Source organism: Nocardia sp. NPDC050408, assembly GCF_044458905.1.
In the GTDB taxonomy this organism is placed as follows: Bacteria; Actinomycetota; Actinomycetes; order Mycobacteriales; family Mycobacteriaceae; genus Nocardia.
In genome coordinates this window covers 59,307-80,014 of sequence record NZ_JBITIL010000024.1, presented here as the reverse complement: position 1 = coordinate 80,014, position 20,708 = coordinate 59,307, and the positions used below count along the sequence as shown (strand labels likewise).

The window sequence follows — 20,708 nt, the reverse complement described above, 5'->3', positions numbered from 1 at the left end:
TGTCATGCTGGTTGATTGATTCGTTATATCCGCAAATGGGTCTCGAACCGGGGCGTGAGTTCAACTAATCGGCGCGAAGTGCACTGGACGGGCGCCAAAATTCGTCGTTCGTCCGTTGTCGGTCTTCGATTGCTCCGGCATTGCCACCTTCGCCGCTGATCAGTGGGGACTAACAAAGGTTCGAGTATCATGTGATCTACATCACAATCATGATGTGAAACGCCCGGTGGCACGCCGCGCCCGGCCTGTCGGTCGAGGGGAATGTGCTTTGTCGGTGGGCGCCGGTAACCTCTGGCCGTGGCTCTGTACCGGAAGTACCGACCGGCAACGTTCGCTGAAGTGGTGGGTCAGGAGCACGTCACCGACCCGCTGAGTACCGCGCTCGACACCGGTCGCATCAGTCATGCCTATCTATTCTCCGGTCCCCGGGGCTGTGGCAAGACCTCATCGGCGCGCATCCTCGCGCGCTCGTTGAACTGTGTGCAGGGCCCCACCTCGACACCATGCGGTGTCTGCCCATCCTGTGTCGCGCTCGGGCCGGGCGGACCGGGCAATCTCGATGTGATCGAACTGGACGCCGCGAGTCACGGCGGTGTCGACGACACCCGCGAACTGCGCGATCGGGCCTTCTACGCGCCGGCGGAGTCGCGGTATCGGGTGTTCATCGTCGACGAGGCGCATATGGTCACCACGGCCGGGTTCAACGCGCTGCTCAAAATCGTCGAGGAGCCGCCCGCCCACCTGATCTTCATCTTCGCCACCACCGAGCCGGACAAAGTGCTGCCCACCATCCGCTCGCGCACGCACCACTACCCGTTTCGGCTGCTGCCGCCCGCCACTATGCGTGGACTGCTCGGCAAGATCTGCGAGCAAGAGCAGGTGCCGGTCGATGAGGCGGTGTACCCGTTGGTGATTCGCGCGGGCGGTGGATCGCCGCGCGACAGCTTGAGTGTGCTCGACCAGCTCCTCGCGGGCGCCGGACCCGAGGGTGTCACCTATTCGCGGGCGGTTTCGTTGCTCGGCGTCACCGACGTCGCGCTGATCGACGATGCGATCGACGCGCTCGCCGCCAGCGATGGCGCCGCCCTGTTCGGCACCATCGACCGCGTGATGGAGGCGGGCCACGATCCGCGCCGCTTCGCCGTCGACCTGCTGGAACGTCTGCGTGACCTGATCCTGCTGCAGGCCGTCCCCGACGCCGCCGACCGCGGCCTGGTCTCCGGCCCTGGCGATGTCCTCGACCGCATGCGCGAACAGGCTGAACGCGCCGGCCCGGCCACTCTGGCCAGGCACGCCGGACTCCTGCACGAGGGCCTCGGCGAAATGCGCGGCGCCACCGCCCCCCGCCTCCTGCTCGAAATCGTCTGCGCCCGCATGCTCCTCCCATCGGTCTCCGATGCTGAATCCGCAACCCTGCAACGCCTCGAGCGCCTCGAACGCGGCATAGCGACCGGAGCGATCGCGCCGCCTGCCGCCGCGGCACCCACTGCCGCTCCGGCGCAGGCCGAACCCCCGACCTCCGCAACGTCGCCGCGTTCGTCCAATGAACCCGCACGCCGCCGAGGTGCGGAACTCCTCGCCGCTGCTCGCCGCGAAAAGGGCGCCACCCGCGCAGGCGCGAGCCTCGAGAGTGCTGCTGGGCAGGCTGGTGCTGCTGGGCAGGCTGGAGCTCCGGGGCAGCGTCTCCCTGCGGAGCGTGCAGCGGCTGTGGAACAGCAGTCGATTGCCGGGCGCGGTGCCGATCCGGAGGGCCTTGCCGGTGGGCAGGATCCGGCGGTCGGACAGGGCACTGTGGCAGCACAGCACTCGACGGCAGCACAAGCCGCGGCGACAGCAGAGGGTCCGACCGCAAGCCAGCATTCGGCTGCCGGGCAGAGCGCGGACGCCGGGCAAGGCGACGCAGGGGCCGGATTCGCCTTCGTGCCGGGCGATTCGACGGCGCCGCGCGGCGAGACGCAGACGGGTGTGGATCCCACACACGTCGACCGGGGACCGAGCACCGGACAACTCGGCGCGCCACAGCCCACCGGAGGCAATGCGGCGACCGGGACAAGCGGCGCACCGGTCGAGAAGGCGTCTTCGGGACAAGCACGCCTTGATGCTTCGTCGGGTGCTGGCACTGTTTCGGTCGATGCCGCTCAGGCAGAGGCTTCCGCCTCGTCTTCGGCCGTCGAAGCCGCGGATCGAGCCGTCGCGCCTGGCCGCGGCGAGGCGAAGTTCGCTGGTGCCGCGGGTTCGCCGGCTGCCGCCGGATTGCTGGAACCGGAAGGAACGCGGGCTGTCTCCGAGACAACTACACCGCGACAGGGCGACCGCACTGGGGCTGCGGATTCAGCGGACTTTTCGAATTCAGATGCTGCGCAGTCGATTTCGGATCATCAGTCCGATCAGGTTGCCGCGGATCGGGTGGCGTCCGGGGCCGGTGCGGGCGAGCAGGCCGGTGGGGCGGCCGCGAGTGTCGCGGCGGATCGCGATGATGTGGTGCAACGGTCGGAGGGGGGTGTTGCGGATCCGGCTGCAGCTGGCGCGGCGCAAGTAGGTGAGTCGACGACCGGGGCGGTCGCGGCTTCTGCTCTCGCGCGGCCGGGTGGTGTGGCGCAGCAGGGCGGCGCGCAAGTTGCTGCTGTACAGCAGGTGCGCGCGCAGGAGAGCGGTGCGCAGGGTCTCGCGGACCAGGCCGGTGCGGAGGCTGGGGGGCAAGGGGCTGGGGTGCAAGGGGCTGGGGGGCAAGGGGATGGGGATTTGCTGCGGGCGGTGGAAGGGGCCTGGGGGGAGATTCGGGCGAAGGTCCGGGAGTTCGGGCCTACGGTGCAGGCGTTGTTGTCGGGGGCGTCGGTGGCGCGGATCGAGGGGGAGGTGATCATATTCGCGCATCAGCATGCGCCGTTGGCGCAGCGGCTGTCGGATCCACGGAATGTGGAGGCGGTGCGGTCGGCGGTGCGGGCTGTGCTCGGCAGCGATCATCCGGTGCGCTGGGAGGCGGGCGGGGCCGCGCCTCGGTCCGCGGCTGCCGCACCGAAGACGAGCCGGGGGCGCGGTCAGGGCGGACAGCAGGCGGCTAATGCGCCGGGACGTGAATCCGCCAACCCGGCCGGACGCGGTTCGGATGCGCCTGCACCGCCGCGGTTCTCCCGGCCGAGTCAGGCCAGGGCGGCGGCCCCCGATCCGGCGGCGGGCGCTGGTCAGCGGTCCGCGCCGAGTGGTGACGCTCGGTCGTTCCGCGGCGATGACGATATTCCGCCGCCCGATTACCCGGATCTACCGGATGATCCCGGCCCGATGGATTACGGGCCGACCGATGGCGTCCCGCCGCCCTCCACCCCGGAGGAGGAGCAGGAAATGCTGGCCGAATCGCAGACCCCGGTGGCGCCGGGGGATCGGCGCGACCCGGATGAGGTGGCCTTGGAGTTGCTGAAAAGTGAGCTGGGTGCCACACGGCTGGATGGTTGACAACCCTCGTTCACAGGACGTTAAGTTAACCGGAGTTCGCACTCGACGGTAGTATGAACGGGTGGCCGCGAGCCGCGGTATGGCGAAGTTCTATGGTATGCGCAGGCATGCGTGTACCAAGTACTCGTCATCGCCGCTGCTTGTCGACTTTTGTACAGCGTCAGGACGGTCGGTCTCCGGACCCGATCGGCGAGGTCACTCGCATGGACGGACGAATGTTCGGCCGCCGCACCCTTAAGGAAGGAACACTCCGATATGACCACAGAGGCCTACATTTACGAGGCCATCCGCACCCCGCGCGGACGCGGCAAGAAGAACGGTTCGCTGCACTCGGTCAAGCCGATCGATCTGACTGTTGGTCTGATCCAGGAGCTGCGCGGCCGTTTCCCGAACCTCGACGAGGACCGGATCTCGGACCTGATCCTGGGTGTCGTCGCGCCGGTGGGTGACCAGGGTGCCGATATCGCCCGCACCGCCGTGACCGTGGCCGCCCTGCCCGACACCGTCGGCGGCTTCCAGCTCAACCGCTTCTGCGCCTCCGGCCTCGAGGCCGTCAACCTTGCCGCGCAGAAGGTCCGCTCCGGCTTCGACGACCTGGTCATCGCCGGTGGCGTCGAGTCGATGTCCCGCGTGCCGATGGGCTCCGACGGTGGCGCTTGGGCGCTGGACCCGGCCACCAACTACGACACCTACTTCGTGCCGCAGGGTGTCTCCGCCGACCTGATCGCCACCATCGAGGGCTTCTCCCGCGATGACGTGGACGCCTACGCCGTGCGCTCGCAGGAGCTCGCCGCCAAGGCCACCACCGGCGGCTACTTCGCCAAGTCGATCGTTCCGGTCAAGGACCAGAACGGCCTCGTCGTCCTCGACAACGACGAGCACATGCGTCCCGGCACCACCGCCGAGGACCTGGCGAAGCTGAACCCGTCCTTCGCCGTGGTCGGCGAGATGGGCGGCTTCGACGCCGTGGCGCTGCAGAAGTTCCACTTCGTCGAGAAGATCAACCACGTCCACCACGGCGGTAACAGCTCGGGCATCGTCGACGGCGCCGCGCTGGTGTTGGTCGGTTCGGAAGAGGCGGGCAAGGCCTCCGGCCTGACCCCGCGTGCGCGCGTCGTCGCGACCGCCACCAGTGGCGCCGACTCCACCATCATGCTGACCGGTCCCACCCCGGCCGCCAAGAAGGCGCTGGCCAAGGCGGGCCTGACCCTCGATGACATCGACCTGGTCGAGATCAACGAGGCCTTCGCCTCCGTGGTGCTGAAGTTCCAGAAGGATCTGCAGATCCCGGACGAGAAGCTGAACGTCAACGGCGGCGCCATCGCGATGGGCCACCCGCTGGGTGCCACCGGCGCGATGATCACCGGCACCATGGTCGACGAGCTGGAGCGCCGCAACGGCCGCTACGCGCTGATCACCCTCTGCATCGGTGGCGGCATGGGCGTCGCCACGATCATCGAGCGCGTCTAACCCAACCGACAGCTGAGAATTCACGGCGGCGTTCGCGCAGGCCCGGAGGCGGTACACGTAGGGACCGCGAACGCCGCCAATTAGACACAGGAGACACGGAGCTGTGAGCGAGACCAACATGATCGGTTGGGAGCAGGATTCGGACGGCATCGTCGTTTTGACGATGGACGACCCGAACCAGGGCGCCAACACAATGAACGAGCTGTACAAGACGTCGATGACCGCGACTGTCGACCGGCTCGAGGCCGAGAAGGACAGCATCACCGGCGTGGTGATCACCTCCGCGAAGAAGACCTTCTTCGCCGGCGGCGACCTGAAGAACATGATGAAGGTCGGCCCGGAAGACGGCCAGGCCCTCATGGAGGAGCTCGGCACCATCAAGTCGGCGCTGCGCCGGCTGGAGACCCTGGGCAAGCCGGTCGTCTCGGCGATCAACGGCGCCGCCCTCGGCGGTGGCCTGGAGATCACTCTGGCGACCCACTACCGAATCGCCGCGGATGTGCCCGGCGTGCAGCTCGGCCTGCCCGAGGCGACCCTTGGCCTGCTGCCTGCCGGTGGCGGTGTCATCCGCACCGTGCGCATGTTCGGCCTGCAGGGCGCGCTGATGCAGTTCCTGCTGCAGGGCAACAAGTATCGCCCGGCCAAGGCCAAGGAACTCGGCCTGATCAACGAGGTCGTCGGCTCGGTCGAGGAGCTGGTGCCCGCCGCCAAGGCGTGGATCAAGGCCAACCCGGAGGGCGGCGTGCAGCCCTGGGACAAGAAGGGCTTCAAGATTCCGGGCGGCACCCCGTCCAGCCCGGCCTTCGCCGCCAACCTCCCGGCCTTCCCGGCCAACCTGCGCAAGCAGCTCAAGGGCACCAACATGCCCGCACCGCGCGCCATCATGTCGGCCGCGGTCGAAGGCTCGCAGGTCGACATCGACAACGCGTCGCTGATCGAATCGCGCTACTTCGTCTCGCTGCTGACCGGCCCGGTCGCGAAGAACATGATCCAGGCGTTCTTCTTCGACCTGCAGTCGATCAACAACGGCGGTTCGCGGCCCAAGGATGTCCCGAAGAAGGAGATCCGCAAGGTCGGTGTGCTCGGCGCGGGCATGATGGGCGCGGGCATCGCCTACGTCTCGGCCAAGGCGGGCTACGAGGTCGTGCTGAAGGACGTCACCATCGAGGCGGCCGAGCGCGGTAAGAACTACTCCGAGAAGATCGAGGCCAAGGCGCTCTCGCGCGGCAAGACCACCGAGGAGAAGTCCAAGGCGCTGCTGGACCGGATCAAGCCGTCCGCGGATCCGGCCGACTTCGCCGGTGTCGACTTCGTCATCGAGGCGGTCTTCGAGAACACCGAGCTCAAGCACAAGGTGTTCCAGGAGATCGAGGACATCGTCACCCCGGACGCGCTGCTGGGTTCGAACACCTCCACCCTGCCGATCACCGGTCTGGCGACCGGTGTGAAGCGCCAGGAGGACTTCATCGGCATCCACTTCTTCTCGCCGGTCGACAAGATGCCGCTGGTGGAGATCATCAAGGGTGAGAAGACCTCCGATGAGGCGCTGGCCCGGGTGTTCGACTACACCCTCGCGATCAAGAAGACCCCGATCGTCGTCAACGACAGCCGCGGCTTCTTCACCTCGCGCGTGATCGGCACCTTCGTCAACGAGGCGATCGCCATGCTCAACGAGGGCATCGAGCCCGCGTCCATCGAGCAGGCGGGCCTGCAGGCGGGCTACCCGGCCGCGCCGCTGCAGCTGTCGGACGAGCTGAACCTGACGCTGATGCAGAAGATCGCCAAGGAGACCCTGGAGGCCGCCGAGAAGGGTGACAACACCCTCGGTGTGAAGCGGCACCCGGCGCAGGATGTCATCGACTACCTGGTCGAGCAGGGCCGCCCGGGTCGTCTGGGCAAGGCCGGTTTCTACGAATACGACGAGGACGGCAAGCGCCTCGGCCTGTGGCCCGGGCTGCGCGAGCACTTCAAGACCACCGCCGGTTTTGCTGTGCCGCTGCAGGATCTGATCGACCGCATGCTGTTCATCGAGGCGATCGAGACCCAGAAGTGCTTCGACGAGGGTGTACTGACCACCACCGCCGACGCCAACATCGGCTCGATCTTCGGCATCGGCTACCCGGCCTGGACCGGTGGTGTGCACCAGTTCATCGTCGGTTACCCGGGCGGCCAGGCGGCCTTCGTGGAGCGCGCCGACTACCTCGCCAAGACCTACGGTGAGCGTTTCGAGGTCCCGGCCTCGCTGCGCAAGTAGTCACGCGGTAACTCGCTAACGGCAAGCCCGCCACCGCATTTCGCGGTGGCGGGCTTTTCGCCGTTTCAGGGCGCAGGCGCCGCTGGGCAACGACTTCGGCCCGGTGTCCGAACCTCGGCCGAGCAGGTTACCCAGATCGTGGCACTAGCCTGCCAGGCAGTAGTTCATCCGAAGGTAAAGCCGCCACCGAATTCACGGCGGCGGGTTTTGTTCAGCTGGGGCGCAGGTCCTCGGCTGCTTGGTAGTACGCGTCGGCGGCGCGGGTGAAGTAGTCGAAGAGCACCTCGCGTTGTTCGGGTGAATAGCCGCCGATGATTTCGCCGATGGCGCGCCGGGCAGGGGCCAGGATTTCATCGAGATCGGCTGGCTTGTCGATCAATTCGACAATCACCTTGCGGCGGTCGCCGGGGACCGGGACGCGGCGCACATAGCCCGCGTCTTCGAGGCGATCGATGAGGCGGGTGGTGGGACCGGTGGTCAGGCCGCTGCGGGTGCCCAATTCACCGGGCGTCATGGCGCCGTTGAGTTCCAGGATGTTCAGCGCGTAGAGGTCCGTCGCGCCCAGGTCGACGGCGCGCGCACCGGCCTGTCCGTGCAGCATGACCGCGCTCAGATAGCGGCGGTAGACCTCACTCGCGTCCTCGCGCATCGGTGGTGTTGACACGGATACCTCCATCTTCTAATCTCTTCTTTAACGAAGAGACTTCTTACACGAAGAAAGCTCTTCTAAGAAGAAATCTAGCATGGAGGACCATCATGACAAGCAATGACACCCAGGCGATCGAGGCCGTACTCGCGGAATTGGTCGACGCATGGGGCCGCGGCGATGCCGACGCATACGGCACCGTCTTCACCGAAGACGCCACCTACACAAGCTTTCTCGGCACCCTCTACCGCGGCCGCGCCGATATCGTCGCCTCGCATCGCGCCCTGTTCGGCAGTGTCCTGAAGGGCACCCTGCTGGCCGACGACATCGTCGATATTCGCTTCTACGGTCCGGATACGGCTGTGGTCAACAGCCACGGCGACACCTACAAGGGCAAGCCCAAGCAACTCACCAAGACCCAGACCTACACCTTGGTCCGCCGCGACGGCCGCTGGCTGATCGCCGCCTTCCAGAACACCAAGCGCAACAGGCTGATGGAGCGCATTACCTACCTCTCCACCCCGGCTGCCCGCCCGGCCGCCGAGCGCTGAACTCCTACTGCCCCAAAGGATCCGCTATGAACGCCCCCGAGCCCCGCAATCGCCGCCGCATCGTCTCCCGCGTCCTCGCCGCCTCCGCCATCACCCTCGGTGTCGCCGCGGGCGGCGGTTACCTCTGGCTGGACCAGACCTCGGACGTGCACAACCTCGGCACGCCCGCCTGCACCACCGTCAGCACGCCCGCACCGCAGTCGGCCCGGGAAATCTGCGATCTGCTCGACCAACTCACCGACGCCTGGGGTCGCGGCGACGCCGACGCCTACGGTGCCCTGTTCACCGAGGACGCCACCTACACCAGCTTCGTCGGCACCTACTACCAGGGCCGCGCCGATATCGTCGAGGGGCACCGCGCCCTGTTCAAGGGCTTCAAGAAGGGCACCGAACTCACCGATTCGATCCTCGGCATCCGCTTCTACGGTCCGGATACCGCCGTTGTCACCAGCCGCGGCGATACCTATAAGGGCGACCCGAAGCAGCCTGAGGAGTTGTCGAAAACGCAGACCTACACTGTCGTTCGCCAAGACGGTCGCTGGTTGATCGCCGCGTTCCAGAACACGCAGCGCAAGAACGTCATGGAGCGGATCTCGTTTCTCTACGATCCCGCGACCAGGCCCATCGCCGAGCGCTGAGGTGGTCGGGACCACGCTGTTTCGAAAGCCACCCACTCGGGTTGATACCGCGCTACGTTGGAGTATGCGTGACCTATCGGACATCGCGGGATGTCGCGATGTCCGATGTCCGTGTGTTTCTCGGTCGCCGGTGACGCCGATTCGTTGTGAATTCGAGGTGGTCACATGAGTCCACGGATGCGTTCGGGCAAGGCAAACGCCGAATCGACTTCGGCCGAATCGGACACACAGCGACATGCGCCCATCGATATCGTCGACGAGTTGGAGGCGATGGGCCTGTCGAATGCGGTCGAGATCGGCCGGGGCGGGTTCGGGGTGGTGTACCGCTGTGTCCAGTACGCATTGGACCGGGTGGTCGCGGTCAAGGTGCTCTCCTCGGAGATCGATGCCGAGAGCCGGGAACGATTCCTGCGCGAGGAGCAGGCGATGGGTCGGCTGTCCGGCCATCCGAATATCGTCGACATCCTGCAGGTCGATGTCACCCCGACCGGTGAGCCGTTCATTGTGATGCCCTTCTGCACCCGGGGTTCGCTCGAACAGGTCATTCGGGACCAGGGTCCGCTCACCTGGGCGGATTCCCTGCGGGCCGGGGTGAAACTGGCGGGCGCGATCGAGAGCGCGCATCGGGCCCAGATTCTGCATCGGGACGTCAAACCGGCGAATGTCCTGCTCAGCGCGTATGGCGAACCGCAGCTGACGGATTTCGGAATCGCCAGGATTCCGGGCGGTTTCCGCACCTCCAGCAGTTTGATCACCGGCTCACCCGCCTTCACCGCGCCGGAGGTGCTAAAGGGTGAGGACCCGACAGTCCGCTCCGATGTATACGGACTCGGCTCGACGCTGTTCGCCCTGCTGACCGGCCATGCTGCCTTCGAACGGCAATCGGGGGAGAAGGTGGTCGCGCAATTCCTGCGGATCACCACCCAGCCGGTGCCGGATCTGCACGGCCACGACATACCCGACGACGTTGCCGATGCCATCCAGTATGCGATGCACACCGATCCCGGAAACCGGCCCGCTTCGGCTTTCGAGTTCGGTGAGCTGCTGCGCACGGTGCAGGCCGAGCACGATCAGATGCCCGATGAGATGGCTCTGCTGGATACCTCGGTGGTCGCGCCGGAGGAGACGGAACATCCGAGCGCGGCCGAGGTGACGGTAACGCGACCGGCGGTCACCGCACGCCGCAGTTGGCCATTGACATTGCGTCCCGCGGTATCCCAGCATCCGGCCAACTCGGTCCCGGTCGCGCCGACCCCGCCCCCGACGGCGGCGACGAAATTTCGCCCGCCGACCCCCGCCCGTGACCCGGTGCCACGCCCGCGCCTGCTCGACAGTCTGCGTGCCGGTGGCCGCCGCCGACTCGCGGTGATCCACGCACCGGCTGGATTCGGCAAGAGCACGGTGGCCGCGCAGTGGCGCAATGAGCTGGCCGATGGCGGGGTCCCGGTGGCCTGGCTCGGCGTCGACCAGGACGACGATAACGAGATCTGGTTCCTGGCCCACCTCATCCAGGCGATCCGCCGGGTCCGCCCGGATATCGGCGAAGGTTTGGATCAGGTGCTCGAGGAACGGCCCGCCGATGCGGTCGCCTACGTCATCTCCACGCTGATCGATGAGATCCATGCCAGCGCAACCACCGTCGTGGTGATCGTGGACGACTGGCACCGGGTCAGCGACGCGGGTGCGCGGCGGGCGATGGATGCGCTGTTGGACAACGGATGTCACCATCTGCGCTTCGTGGTGACCAGCCGTGAGCAGTCGGGTCTGCCGACCAGTCGGATGCGGGTGCACGACGAATTGATCGAGATAGGCTCCTCGGTGTTGCGCCTGACCACCGCGGAGACCAAGGAAATACTGGTGCAGCGCAACGGATTCGCGCTCACTGATAACCAGATCGAACAGATCCACGCTGCCACCGACGGTTGGCCGGCGGCCGTGCAATTGGTGAGTTTGTCGTTGCGCGGCAATGTCGATCCGGATCGGTTGATCGCGAATCTCGCTGAAGGCAGTCACGGCATCCGCGAGTATCTCGCCGAAAACGTTCTGGACGCCCTCGAACCCAAGATGCTCGACTTCCTGACCTCGATTTCGATCACCGAGCGGGTCAGCGGTTCGCTGGCCTCGGCGCTTTCGGAGGAGCCGAACGGCGAAACGATGCTCGAGCAGGCCGAACAGCGCGAGTTGTTCGTCCGGCGCATTGCGCACGATCCCGAGTGGTTCCGGATGCAGCCGCTGTTCGCCGAACATCTGCGGGCGCGGTTGGAGCGGGCCGATCCGAGCAAGTTGAAGGCGTTGCACCGCAAGGCAGCTCGCTGGTACGCCGAACATAATTTGCTGCGCAAGTCGGTCGATCACGCGCTCGCGGCGACGGATCTGAAGATGGCGCTGGATCTGCTCGAGAGCGGGGGCATGGACCTGATCGATAAGTCCCGCCTCGCGACGCTGCTCGGGACGGTTTCGAAACTGCCGGTGCAGCAGGTGGCTTCGCGTTCCAAACTGCTGATGGCCGTGGCCAGGGCGAATGTGAATCTGCAGCAGCCCGCCGCAGCGCGCGCGGCCTTGGGCCGATTGTCCAATGTGCTGGCGCGCGGGTCGTCCACCGATGACGATGCGGACCGGCAGCGCTGCCAGGCCGCGGTGCTCGCGGCCTCGGATCAGATCGCGCGCGACCACACCGAAGGTGTGCTCGATCGGGTTGCCGAATGTTTGAAGAAACCCGATGAACTACCCGCCTGGACCGTATCGACCGCCGCGAATCTGACCTCCTTCGTGCGATTGTGCGAATTCGATTTCGACGGCGCGCGCGAAATCCAGGAATGGGCGGCGCCGTATCACGCCCGATCCAAGGATCCACTCGGCGCGGTTTTCGGACTGTGCGGCACGGGTGCCGCGGCCTATGAACAGCTCGATATCGCCACTGCCACAAGTTGTTTCCAGCAGGCGTGGGAGACCGCACGGGAGAGGTCGGGTCCGCGCTCGGATGCGGTGCGGGTCGCCGCGGCGCTGCTCGGGGAAATGAGTTACCGCCGGGGTGATCTGGATACCGCCGACCGACTGCTCGATGAGAGTCATCAGCTGGTCACCCGGGTCGGGCCGGTGGACTTCCTGATTTCCACCTTCGTGGTCGGTGCCAGGGTCAAGGCCGCGCTCGGCGATCTGTATACCGCCACCGCCCGGCTCGACGAGGGTGATCGAATCGCCGCTGATAACAGGCTGATTCGGCTCGCCGCGCATATACGCGCCGAGCGGCTGCGCCTGGGACTGCTGACCGATACCGCGGCCCGGCGGGTCGCCGACGCCGCGACCGGATACGAATCGGATATCTCCGGAACCATCCACCAGGCCCATCGGATGACGGGCGCGGCGGCGCTGGCAGCGGAGGCGGAGGAGATCGCCGCGATCCGCGCACTGCTGTCCGAGCGTCAGCTGCGCGCCGATGATCGCGCGGTGCGTCGAGCTCGCGCACTCCATGCTCGCATGGTCGAGCAGCACCGGTCCCGTGCGGAATTGGATACCGTACTGCTGCTGGCCGAATGTCTGGCGGCCTCCGGCTGGGTCGGCGAGGCCACCGGACTGCTGCTGCCAGCGGCGGCAACCTGCGCCGAACACGGTTGGACTATGCCGCTTCTGGATGCGGGACCCGGTGTGCTCGGCATCCTGCGGGTGCTGCGCACCGAAATGCGCGCGACGCCGGGACAACCCGGCGAAACGACGCTGCCCGCCCTATTCCTGGATGAACTCCTGGGCTAGGACGGGCAGTATCGGTCGCTGCTTACGGCTGCCACCACGGACGCAACGGCAGACCCGATTCGCCGTTCGGTCCGAGCTTGACGCCGAGCACCTGGTGCAGCTGAACCACATTGCGCTGGAAGCCGAGTCGGCAACCGGCCATGTACAGGCCCCACACCTTCGCGGTGCCCTCGCCGACTTCTTCGACGCAGGCATCCCAGTTGGCGACCAGATTCTTACACCATTCGTGCAGCGTGAGCGCGTAATGCTCGCGCAGGTTCTCCTCGTGCATCACCTCGAGGCCGACATTCTGGATCTCGGAGATGATCCGGCCCGAGCCGATCAGTTCGCCGTCCGGGAAGACGTAGCGGTCGATGAAGTCACCGGCCTTGGTGGTCCGGGTGTTGTCGGGTCTGGTGATGCAGTGGTTCAGGAACAGGCCGCCGTCGCGCAGCTTGCTCTTGATGTAGTCGAAGTAGAACGGGTAGTTGTGCACCCCGATGTGCTCGGTCAACCCGATCGAGGAGACGGCATCGAAGCCGGCCTCCGGGATATCGCGGTAATCGGAATGCCGCACCTCGGCGAGATCGGACAGGCCCTGTTCGGCGATCTTCTGCTGTGCCCATTCGGCCTGTTCCGCGGATAGTGTCGCGCCGATGACCTTGACGCCGCGCTTGGCCGCGTAGCGCACCATGCCGCCCCAGCCGCAGCCGATATCGAGCAGCCGGTCGCCCTCCTTCAGCCGCAGCTTGTCGAAGACCAGACGGTATTTGTTCTCCTGAGCCTGCTCCAGCGTCCAGCTCTCATCACCGTAGGCCGCGCAGGTGTAGGTCATCGAGGGGCCGAGGACGTATTCGTAGAAGGTGTTGGAGACGTCGTAGTGGTGGTGGATGGCCTCGGCATCGCGAGTCTTGGAGTGCCGCAGGCCCTCCAGCGCGATCCGGCGCCAGCGCGGCAGTGTTTCCTGTGGCGGCGGCGCGATCGGCTTGAGCCGCTCCCACCCGAGCGACCGGGCGATGGTGACCAATGCGAGCGCCGACGGACGACGGAACTTCAGCCCGTCCATTGCCCTGAGGATGTCGTACGGGTCGCCGGGGTGCACGCCGGTGGCGGTCATATCGCCGGAGATGTAGGCGCGGGCCATGCCGAGATCACCGGGCGCGGTCGCCAGATAGTTGATGCCGCGTGGGGTCTTGATCTCCAGCGCGTACTTCGAGTCCTCCGGTCCGGTCGCGCTGCCATCGTATGCGGTCAGCCGGATCGGCACCTCGCCGTCGACGAGGATCTCGAAGATCTCGGCAATGCTGAGTTTTGTCCCGAGGTCCGCGAAGACATCGGAACGGTCCTTGAATGTAGTCATTTGCGTTGCACCGCCTTCGAATACAAATCCAGCAGTCGCTGGTCCGGGTCGTAGCGCTTCTTCAAATCGGTGTAGATCTCGCCGCCGTACAGGGCCGCGAATTCATCCTTGCCGTAGTACGAATCCGAGTACAGGGATTTGTGCCCGTCGAACTCGGTGACGGTCTGCTCGATCGCGCGGTTGGCCTTACCCTCCTGCTGACCTGCGACGGTCGGCACCGCGGACCAGAATCCGACATTGACGTAGGTACGGTTCGGCTGCAGCGGATACAGCGGCCATGGACGCCCCGCGCTCGATGCGCGGTTCTCGCGCAGTCGCAGCGGGCACAGCCAGATCGGTTCGATCGGAATTTCGCGCAGGAACCATTCGACGAAATCCGCGGTCCGCTCGACCGGGACTTCGATGTCCTGCACTACACGCTCACGCGGCGGATTGCCCTGGCGGGCCTCCAGTTTGTCGCCGATGTTGTACTTGTGATCGAGTGCGATGAGCTTCCAATAGAAGCTGCTGCGCCGGTAGCGCTTCGGCCAGAACCGCCGGATCTTCGGGTTCTGTGTGCCGAAGGCGCGTGAGCACCAGAACCAGTCGGTGTCCCAGCGCCAGAGATAGTCGTAGATGGTCAGCCGGTCGCGTTTGGGCCGGTCGGAATCGTGCTGGATGGACCGGTAGTAGATGTCCATGCCGGTGTAGTCGCTGACCGGGCCGGGTTCGTCGGTCTGACGGCCCAGCGTCAGATAGCTTTCCTCGGCGGTGAAGACCACACCGTCGAGATAGTCGACGCGCTCACCGTCGTAGGTCTTGTCCGTGACGATCCGGGCGAGGGTGGACTCCAACTCGCGCAGGTCGTGGAATCGGACATGGCGCAGCGCCACATAGGGCTGGACGGTCTCCAGTTCGATCTTCAGGCGGACCGAATAGCCGAGAGTGCCGTAGGAGTTCGCAAAGCCGCGGAACAGGTCTGCGTGCTCGCCATCCGGTGTCGCGGTGATGATCTCGCCCGCCCCGGTCAGCACATCCATCTCCAGCACCGACTCGTGCGGCAGACCGCTGCGGAACGAGGTGGATTCGATGCCGAGGCCGGTGACCGCGCCGCCGAGGGTGATCGTCTTGAGCTGCGGCACCACCAGCGGGGCGAGCCCGTAGGGCAATGTCGCGGCTACCAGATCCTCGTAGGTCGTCATTCCGGCGACGTCGGCGGTCTTGGCCTCGGCGTCCACCGTGATTACCTTGGCGAGCCCGGAAACATCCAGGCCGGGGGCGGTGTTCTTGGCCCTGGCCCGGAACAGATTCGAGGTCTTCTTGGCCAGTCGCACGTTGGCGTTCGCGGGTATCGCGCGGTAACTGGCCAACAGCCGGTCCATCCCCGCTCGATGCGCGGCGAACCCTGATTCGTGTGCGGCCGATGCGTCTCCGGCCTTCCCCAACAGACTCACTGCCACTCCTCGACGCTAGTACGCACCGGTAACACAAGCCACTGCAAGGTCACCGACGAGGGATAAATGTCACGCTTCTGTTGCATCGGGAATACCCAGGACTCGCCGTGTCAGTCCGGCGGTGATCCGGGCGGTTTCGAACACCCGATTCGCACGATGTATTGCATGGATCCCCTCCGGCGCAATCTGATCGGGAAGCCTAACAGTGCGGACGGGTCGGCGCGCGGTGATCAACATCGCGGCGCGCGGACCGCCCTGGGCTCCACGAAGCGGTGGCGACAGGGCAGGATAGGAGGCAACCGTAGCGATTGCGTGTACGTCGCTCGAAAAGATCAGTAGCCGGACAAGGAGCTCATCGTGGGACAGGTCAGCGCCAGCAGTTCGATCGCCGTCGAGGCGGATCCGCAGCGCGCACTCGAGGCCATCGCGGATTACGAGAAGGTGCGTCCGCGCATCCTCTCCGCGCACTACCGCGACTACAAGGTGGTCGAGGGTGGTCAGGGCGCGGGCACCGTCGCCGAATGGACCTTGCAGGCGACCGAAAAGCGTTCCCGCAACGTGCACGCGGTCGTGTCGGTATCGGATTCCATCGTGACCGAACGTGATTCGAATTCGACGCTGGTGAACACCTGGACGGTGACGCCGGACGGTACCGGTTCGCAGGTCACGCTGCGTACGTCGTGGAAGGGTGCGGGCGGTATCGCGGGGATCTTCGAGGGGATCTTCGCGCCATTGGGGCTGAAGAAGATTCAGGCCGAGGTGCTTGCGAACCTGCAGCGCGAACTCGCCTGAGATAGCCGGAAAGGCCCGACACGAGTCGGGCCTTTTCCATTATCCGGCTTCCTTTATCCGGCCGCGATATCGAAGAGATTGCCCTCCGGATCGGCCAGTGTCGTCCATTGCGTGCCGTACTCGTCGAAATCGCCGATGTGCTCGGCGCCGAGGCCGATCGCGCGATCGACCTGTCCGCGCCGGTCCGCGGCCTTCAGATCCAGGTGAATCACATTCTTGCCGGGCGTCTTATCCGGCACCTGGATGAACATCAGCACCGGCGCAACGCCTTCGGCCGTTCCGACCGTGGCGAACTCCGGGCTGGCGTTCTCGTCCAGCCGGCGATTCAACAGCTCGGACCAGAAACCGGCCAGCGTCGCGGCATCGGCACAGTCGAAAGTGATATGCCCGATCGTGAGTGTCATTGCGGTTCTCCCTGTTTGATGGGCCAGCAGACTTCGGTGCGGTAGGCGTTGGGGTCCTCGATTTGGCCCGGGCCGAGGACGTACAGCTCACGGACGGGTTCGGCGAGCGAGGTGTCGTATTCGGCGACGTGGCTGCCGAGGGCGCCATAGGTGCGGTCGAAATCGTCGAACGGGCCGGAGTGCACGGCGATCGCGAAGCGGCGCGCGGGCAGTTCGATGATCGAGAGTTCGCTCGGTAAGGCGATCCGTGCGGCGGCCTGTATGGGCACGAACGCGGCGACCTCGCCCCCGTCGTTCTCGAAGAACTCCATCGAATAGGTGGCGCCGTCGACACCGGCGGGCGCGATATGCGCCGCGGCCAGCGTCTCGTGCAACAGCTGATACGCGGCCGCGCACCAACCATCGAGTGCATCCTTGCTCACCGAATCGACATACGCGAGCGCCGGAAAGGCCGCGATCGACCGGTATTCGACGGTGAGCGGCGCGGCCTGGGTGAGCAGCGACCGCAGCGAAGCAACCACCGACTGCGTGCGCCGCAACTCCGCCTCCATACGTTCGAGATGTGCGCGCAATGCGGCATCCCGGGTTTCGGTATCCGGCGCCGCCAACACCGCCTTGATCTGCGGCAGCGGCATATCCAGCCCCCGCAGCCGCCGGATCAGATGCGCCTGCGCAACTTGATTCACCGAATACCGCCGATACCCCGACCCCGCATCGATCGCGACCGGTTCGAGCAGCTCGACCTCGTGGTAGTACCGCAGCGTCTTCACACTGAGGTAGGTCAATCTGGCGAACTCCCCGATCGAGACCGTCACTGTCATACCTCCCAGCGAACACTCTCCAGCAAGGGGAGAGTCAACAACCCGCGAATGTCGTGCCGGACGGCAATCGGACGTATGCGATATCCGTCAGCGGTGCGGGACCAACCGAGTCGACTTGCCGAACCATGGCAATCATGTCGCCGAGGGGTGATCACTCGCGCTCGGCTCCCGCTGGCCAAACGATCTGCACCGGTACACCGTGGCGGCGCGCGAGATCGACAACCGTGCCGGTACCGCCTTCGGCGCTGGCCTGCCCATCCCACACCGCGAAGAGCCGATCACAGGATGACAGCATGGCTTCGTTCGCGGCCTCGTAGGCTGCCCGCCCGGCGTCGTCGAAGTTCATGACGCGCACGGTGTCGGCACGTGCGATCAGCTTGTCGAACAGGTCGGCGTGGTCGGGCTCCACCTTCCGCTCACGGTAGTTGGTCGACGGCACTACCACTTCGAGCCGCCCACCGGCGTCGAGCACGGCCTGTGCGAACACCGAGTCAGCGCCACGCGCTATACAACTGATCCCTACGAGTTCGACGGGGTCGCCCAGGTCGGCGAGCAACTTGCTGATCTCGTCGTACACCAACCGGACTGTGTCCATGGTGATGTTCATGTGTCCGGTGATGCCGATGCGAGCCATGGGAACTTTCTATACCCGGACCAAGGGGCGCATCCGGTCTCGAAGTTCGGAGACCACGCTTACCGTCGTCAGTGGTTCGGTCCGGCTGTACAGCTCGACCTAGTACGTCAGCGCGAAGGTGAGCAGCAGGGTGGTCTGGAAGTAGCCGCGCCACCAGGAGTAGCCGAACCAAACATTGGGCGTGACCTCGCGGATCTCGTCGTAGACCTGCGGGGTCGGTGAAGGGGCGTAGTTCAACGCCCAGGTCGGGCCGCCATCGGTGATCGCGGGTGCGGTGTAGACATCGGCCTGCCATGCCTCGAGGCCCGCAGGGGTGATCCGGTTCACCAGAAAGCCGCCGTCGGGGCCGGTGTAAAAGGTCTTGCCGATCCATAAGGACGGGGCCACGGCCTCCATGATGGGCGGCCTGGTCACCCAGCCGTTGGTGACGCCACTCGGCACCTCGCCGCGCGGGGCGTCGCGGAAGATCGCGTCCTGCTGTTCGGCCGAGCATCGCAAGCGCAGCGACTCGATGGTCGCGGCCGGATTATCGGGATAGAGGACGCACCCGCCGCCATAGTCCGCCGTCGCGTCGACGGCCTCGGAGTCAACAACCTCGGAGTCAACAACCTCGGGGCCGACAACTTCGGAGCCGACAACCTCGGGGTCGACGATGCCGGAATCGGCGGCAGCGGGGCCAGCGGCCCCGAGGAACAGACTGCCCAGTGTGAGCACCACAGTGCCCATGAAAAGAACCCGCATTGCTGTCTCCAGAACTCACCACACACCCGGTCCGACCCTGCATCGATCGTAAGACGGTGGCCTTGCGGACATCTGATTAAAAATCGAACTGTTATCTGGCGGCTCGGGGCTGCGGACACGGCCGTCGTCGCGCCCACTAGGCTGAACGATGACATTTTCCGCAGAGAGGACAAGCCGTGCAGCCCGGTGGTCAGTTCGATATGCAGCAATTACTCGCCCAGGCGCAGCAGATGCAGCAGGCGGTGATGCAGGCCCAGGCCGAGATCGCGGCCACCGAAGTGCAGGGACAGGCCGGCGGCGGCCTGGTCCAGGTCACCATCAAGGCGAGCGGTGAGGTCATCGCGCTGAGCATCGATCCGAAGATCGTCGACCCCGACGATGTCGAGGGACTGCAGGATCTGGTGATCGGCGCGGTCAACGACGCCATGTCCAACGCACAGCAGCTGGCTGCCGAGCGGCTCGGCCCGCTGGCCGGCGGCGGGTCGCTGCCGGGTCTGCCCGACTTCTGATCCGGGGACGTCTTTGTACGAGGGCCCGGTCCAGGATCTGATCGACGAGTTGGGCAAGCTGCCCGGCGTCGGTCCGAAAAGCGCGCAGCGCATCGCATTTCATCTGCTCCAGGTCGAGCCGCCCGAAATCGACCGGCTGCAGGCCGCTTTGCAGAAGGTGCGTGACGGCGTGCAGTTCTGCATTGTCTGCGGCACGGTCTCGGATAACGAAATGTGCCGCATCTGTTCGGATCCGCGCCGCGACCGCACCATGATCTGTGTGGTCGAGGAGCCCAAGGATGTGCAAGCCATCGAGCGCACCCGCGAATTCCGCGGGCGCTATCACGTACTCGGTGGTGCGCTCGATCCGCTCAGCGGCATCGGACCCGATCAGCTGCGCATTCGAGAGCTGTTGGCGCGCATCGGCAATCAGGAGGACGGCGTCGATGTCAGCGAGGTGATCATCGCGACCGACCCGAATACCGAGGGCGAGGCGACGGCCACCTACCTGGTGCGGATGCTGCGCGATTTTCCCGGACTGTCGGTGACGCGATTGGCATCCGGTCTGCCGATGGGCGGCGATCTCGAATTCGCCGACGAACTCACCCTCGGCCGTGCGCTGTCAGGTCGGCGGGCACTGTAGCTTGCGTTCGGCCGGGCACGGGTTACTGTGTCGGGGATGAGCATCGAGTTCTTGCTGACCACGCTCGTCATCGTCGCCACACCCGGAACCGGCGTGCTGTTCACGCTCGCGGCCGGACTCTCCCGGGGAACGCGGGCCAGCGTGATCGCGGCCTTCGGCTGCACGCTCGGCATCATTCCGCACATGATCGCGGCCGTCACCGGGCTGGCCGCACTACTCAATGCGAGTGCCGTCGCCTTTCAGACACTGAAGTATCTCGGTGTCGCATACCTGCTGTACATGGCGTGGAACACGTTCCGGGACAAGGGCGCATTGGCCGTGCCGGAAGCCGAAGCCGGAACGCCTTCGGCCCGACAGGTGATCACCTCGGCGGTGCTGCTCAATATCCTCAACCCGAAGCTGACGATCTTCTTCTTCGCCTTCCTGCCCCAGTTCGTGCCGACCGGTGCGCCGAATGCGTTGGCGCGCATGCTCGAACTGAGCGGACTGTTCATGCTCGCCACATTCGTGGTGTTCGCGATCTACGGTGCCTGCGCGGCCGCCGTACGCAACCAGGTGATTTCTCGGCCCGTCGTGGTCACCTGGATGCGTCGAGTTTTCGGGGCCTCGTTCATTGCCCTGGCCGGTCGGCTTGCAGTACAGAATCAGTAAGCG

The 20,708-nt window shown here is 65.6% G+C and carries 17 protein-coding genes; 10 read left to right on the top strand and 7 right to left on the bottom strand.

Going from position 1 to position 20,708, the window contains the following annotated elements; genetic code table 11:
- The first annotated feature begins 297 nt into the window (after nucleotides 1-297).
- From ACIBJI_RS38065 to ACIBJI_RS38055, 3 genes are all read left to right on the top strand, one after another.
- Nucleotides 298-3,450, top strand: a complete 3,153-nt coding sequence (locus ACIBJI_RS38065; protein ID WP_397087969.1) for a DNA polymerase III subunit gamma and tau — start codon at nucleotides 298-300, stop codon at nucleotides 3,448-3,450.
- Between the two features lie 255 nt (nucleotides 3,451-3,705).
- The gene (locus ACIBJI_RS38060; RefSeq protein ID WP_364358414.1) at nucleotides 3,706-4,920 is read left to right on the top strand and encodes an acetyl-CoA C-acetyltransferase; all 1,215 of its coding nucleotides are present in this window, start codon (nucleotides 3,706-3,708) and stop codon (nucleotides 4,918-4,920) included.
- 103 nt (nucleotides 4,921-5,023) lie between these two features.
- On the top strand, nucleotides 5,024-7,174 hold the full coding sequence (locus tag ACIBJI_RS38055; protein WP_364358411.1) for a 3-hydroxyacyl-CoA dehydrogenase NAD-binding domain-containing protein: 2,151 nt from the start codon (nucleotides 5,024-5,026) through the stop codon (nucleotides 7,172-7,174).
- 211 nt (nucleotides 7,175-7,385) lie between these two features.
- On the opposite strand, the gene ACIBJI_RS38050 is transcribed toward ACIBJI_RS38055, so the two are convergent.
- Nucleotides 7,386-7,838, bottom strand: a complete 453-nt coding sequence (locus tag ACIBJI_RS38050; protein WP_397087967.1) for a MarR family winged helix-turn-helix transcriptional regulator — start codon at nucleotides 7,836-7,838, stop codon at nucleotides 7,386-7,388.
- Nucleotides 7,839-7,930: 92 nt separating this feature from the next.
- On the opposite strand from ACIBJI_RS38050, the gene ACIBJI_RS38045 reads away from it, so the two are divergent.
- The 3 genes from ACIBJI_RS38045 to ACIBJI_RS38035 all read left to right on the top strand — a co-directional run bounded on the left by ACIBJI_RS38045 (nucleotide 7,931) and on the right by ACIBJI_RS38035 (nucleotide 12,759).
- Nucleotides 7,931-8,371 carry an SgcJ/EcaC family oxidoreductase gene (locus tag ACIBJI_RS38045; protein WP_364358405.1) on the top strand — a complete coding sequence of 147 codons (441 nt, stop codon included), beginning with the start codon at nucleotides 7,931-7,933 and terminating at the stop codon, nucleotides 8,369-8,371.
- A gap of 26 nt (nucleotides 8,372-8,397) precedes the next feature.
- Nucleotides 8,398-9,009, top strand: coding sequence for an SgcJ/EcaC family oxidoreductase (locus tag ACIBJI_RS38040; RefSeq protein WP_396957979.1), 612 nt, complete (start codon nucleotides 8,398-8,400; stop codon nucleotides 9,007-9,009).
- A 165-nt stretch (nucleotides 9,010-9,174) separates the two neighbouring features.
- Nucleotides 9,175-12,759, top strand: coding sequence for a protein kinase (locus ACIBJI_RS38035; RefSeq protein ID WP_396957977.1), 3,585 nt, complete (start codon nucleotides 9,175-9,177; stop codon nucleotides 12,757-12,759).
- Between the two features lie 22 nt (nucleotides 12,760-12,781).
- On the opposite strand, the gene ACIBJI_RS38030 is transcribed toward ACIBJI_RS38035, so the two are convergent.
- Nucleotides 12,782-14,098: a class I SAM-dependent methyltransferase gene (locus ACIBJI_RS38030; protein ID WP_364358396.1), complete on the bottom strand. Its 1,317-nt coding sequence runs from the start codon at nucleotides 14,096-14,098 to the stop codon at nucleotides 12,782-12,784.
- Nucleotides 14,095-15,459, bottom strand: coding sequence for an FAD-binding oxidoreductase (locus ACIBJI_RS38025; protein WP_397087986.1), 1,365 nt, complete (start codon nucleotides 15,457-15,459; stop codon nucleotides 14,095-14,097). The genes ACIBJI_RS38030 and ACIBJI_RS38025 overlap by 4 nt, the downstream gene beginning before the upstream one ends.
- A gap of 429 nt (nucleotides 15,460-15,888) precedes the next feature.
- Between ACIBJI_RS38025 and ACIBJI_RS38020 the strand changes: the two genes are divergently transcribed.
- Nucleotides 15,889-16,323, top strand: coding sequence for an SRPBCC family protein (locus ACIBJI_RS38020; protein WP_364358390.1), 435 nt, complete (start codon nucleotides 15,889-15,891; stop codon nucleotides 16,321-16,323).
- A 53-nt stretch (nucleotides 16,324-16,376) separates the two neighbouring features.
- On the opposite strand, the gene ACIBJI_RS38015 is transcribed toward ACIBJI_RS38020, so the two are convergent.
- The 4 genes from ACIBJI_RS38015 to ACIBJI_RS38000 all read right to left on the bottom strand — a co-directional run bounded on the left by ACIBJI_RS38015 (nucleotide 16,377) and on the right by ACIBJI_RS38000 (nucleotide 18,923).
- The gene (locus ACIBJI_RS38015; protein WP_396957974.1) at nucleotides 16,377-16,727 is read right to left on the bottom strand and encodes a VOC family protein; all 351 of its coding nucleotides are present in this window, start codon (nucleotides 16,725-16,727) and stop codon (nucleotides 16,377-16,379) included.
- Entirely contained in the window at nucleotides 16,724-17,548 is an 825-nt protein-coding gene (locus tag ACIBJI_RS38010) for a MerR family transcriptional regulator (RefSeq protein ID WP_364358384.1), read from the bottom strand. The genes ACIBJI_RS38015 and ACIBJI_RS38010 overlap by 4 nt, the downstream gene beginning before the upstream one ends.
- Before the next feature lie 151 nt (nucleotides 17,549-17,699).
- Nucleotides 17,700-18,182: a hypothetical protein gene (locus tag ACIBJI_RS38005; RefSeq protein ID WP_364358381.1), complete on the bottom strand. Its 483-nt coding sequence runs from the start codon at nucleotides 18,180-18,182 to the stop codon at nucleotides 17,700-17,702.
- Nucleotides 18,183-18,281: 99 nt separating this feature from the next.
- Nucleotides 18,282-18,923 carry a hypothetical protein gene (locus tag ACIBJI_RS38000; protein WP_397087964.1) on the bottom strand — a complete coding sequence of 214 codons (642 nt, stop codon included), beginning with the start codon at nucleotides 18,921-18,923 and terminating at the stop codon, nucleotides 18,282-18,284.
- 176 nt (nucleotides 18,924-19,099) lie between these two features.
- Between ACIBJI_RS38000 and ACIBJI_RS37995 the strand changes: the two genes are divergently transcribed.
- The 3 genes from ACIBJI_RS37995 to ACIBJI_RS37985 are packed head-to-tail and all read left to right on the top strand — an operon-like array spanning nucleotide 19,100 to nucleotide 20,705.
- Nucleotides 19,100-19,432 (top strand): YbaB/EbfC family nucleoid-associated protein, encoded by a 333-nt coding sequence (locus ACIBJI_RS37995; RefSeq protein WP_364358375.1) that lies wholly within the window; start codon nucleotides 19,100-19,102, stop codon nucleotides 19,430-19,432.
- Between the two features lie 13 nt (nucleotides 19,433-19,445).
- A complete protein-coding gene (gene recR, locus ACIBJI_RS37990) occupies nucleotides 19,446-20,054 on the top strand; it encodes a recombination mediator RecR (protein ID WP_364358372.1) in 609 nt (202 codons plus the stop codon).
- Between the two features lie 36 nt (nucleotides 20,055-20,090).
- A complete protein-coding gene (locus ACIBJI_RS37985; RefSeq protein ID WP_364358369.1) occupies nucleotides 20,091-20,705 on the top strand; it encodes a LysE family translocator in 615 nt (204 codons plus the stop codon).
- The last annotated feature ends 3 nt before the right edge of the window (nucleotides 20,706-20,708 follow it).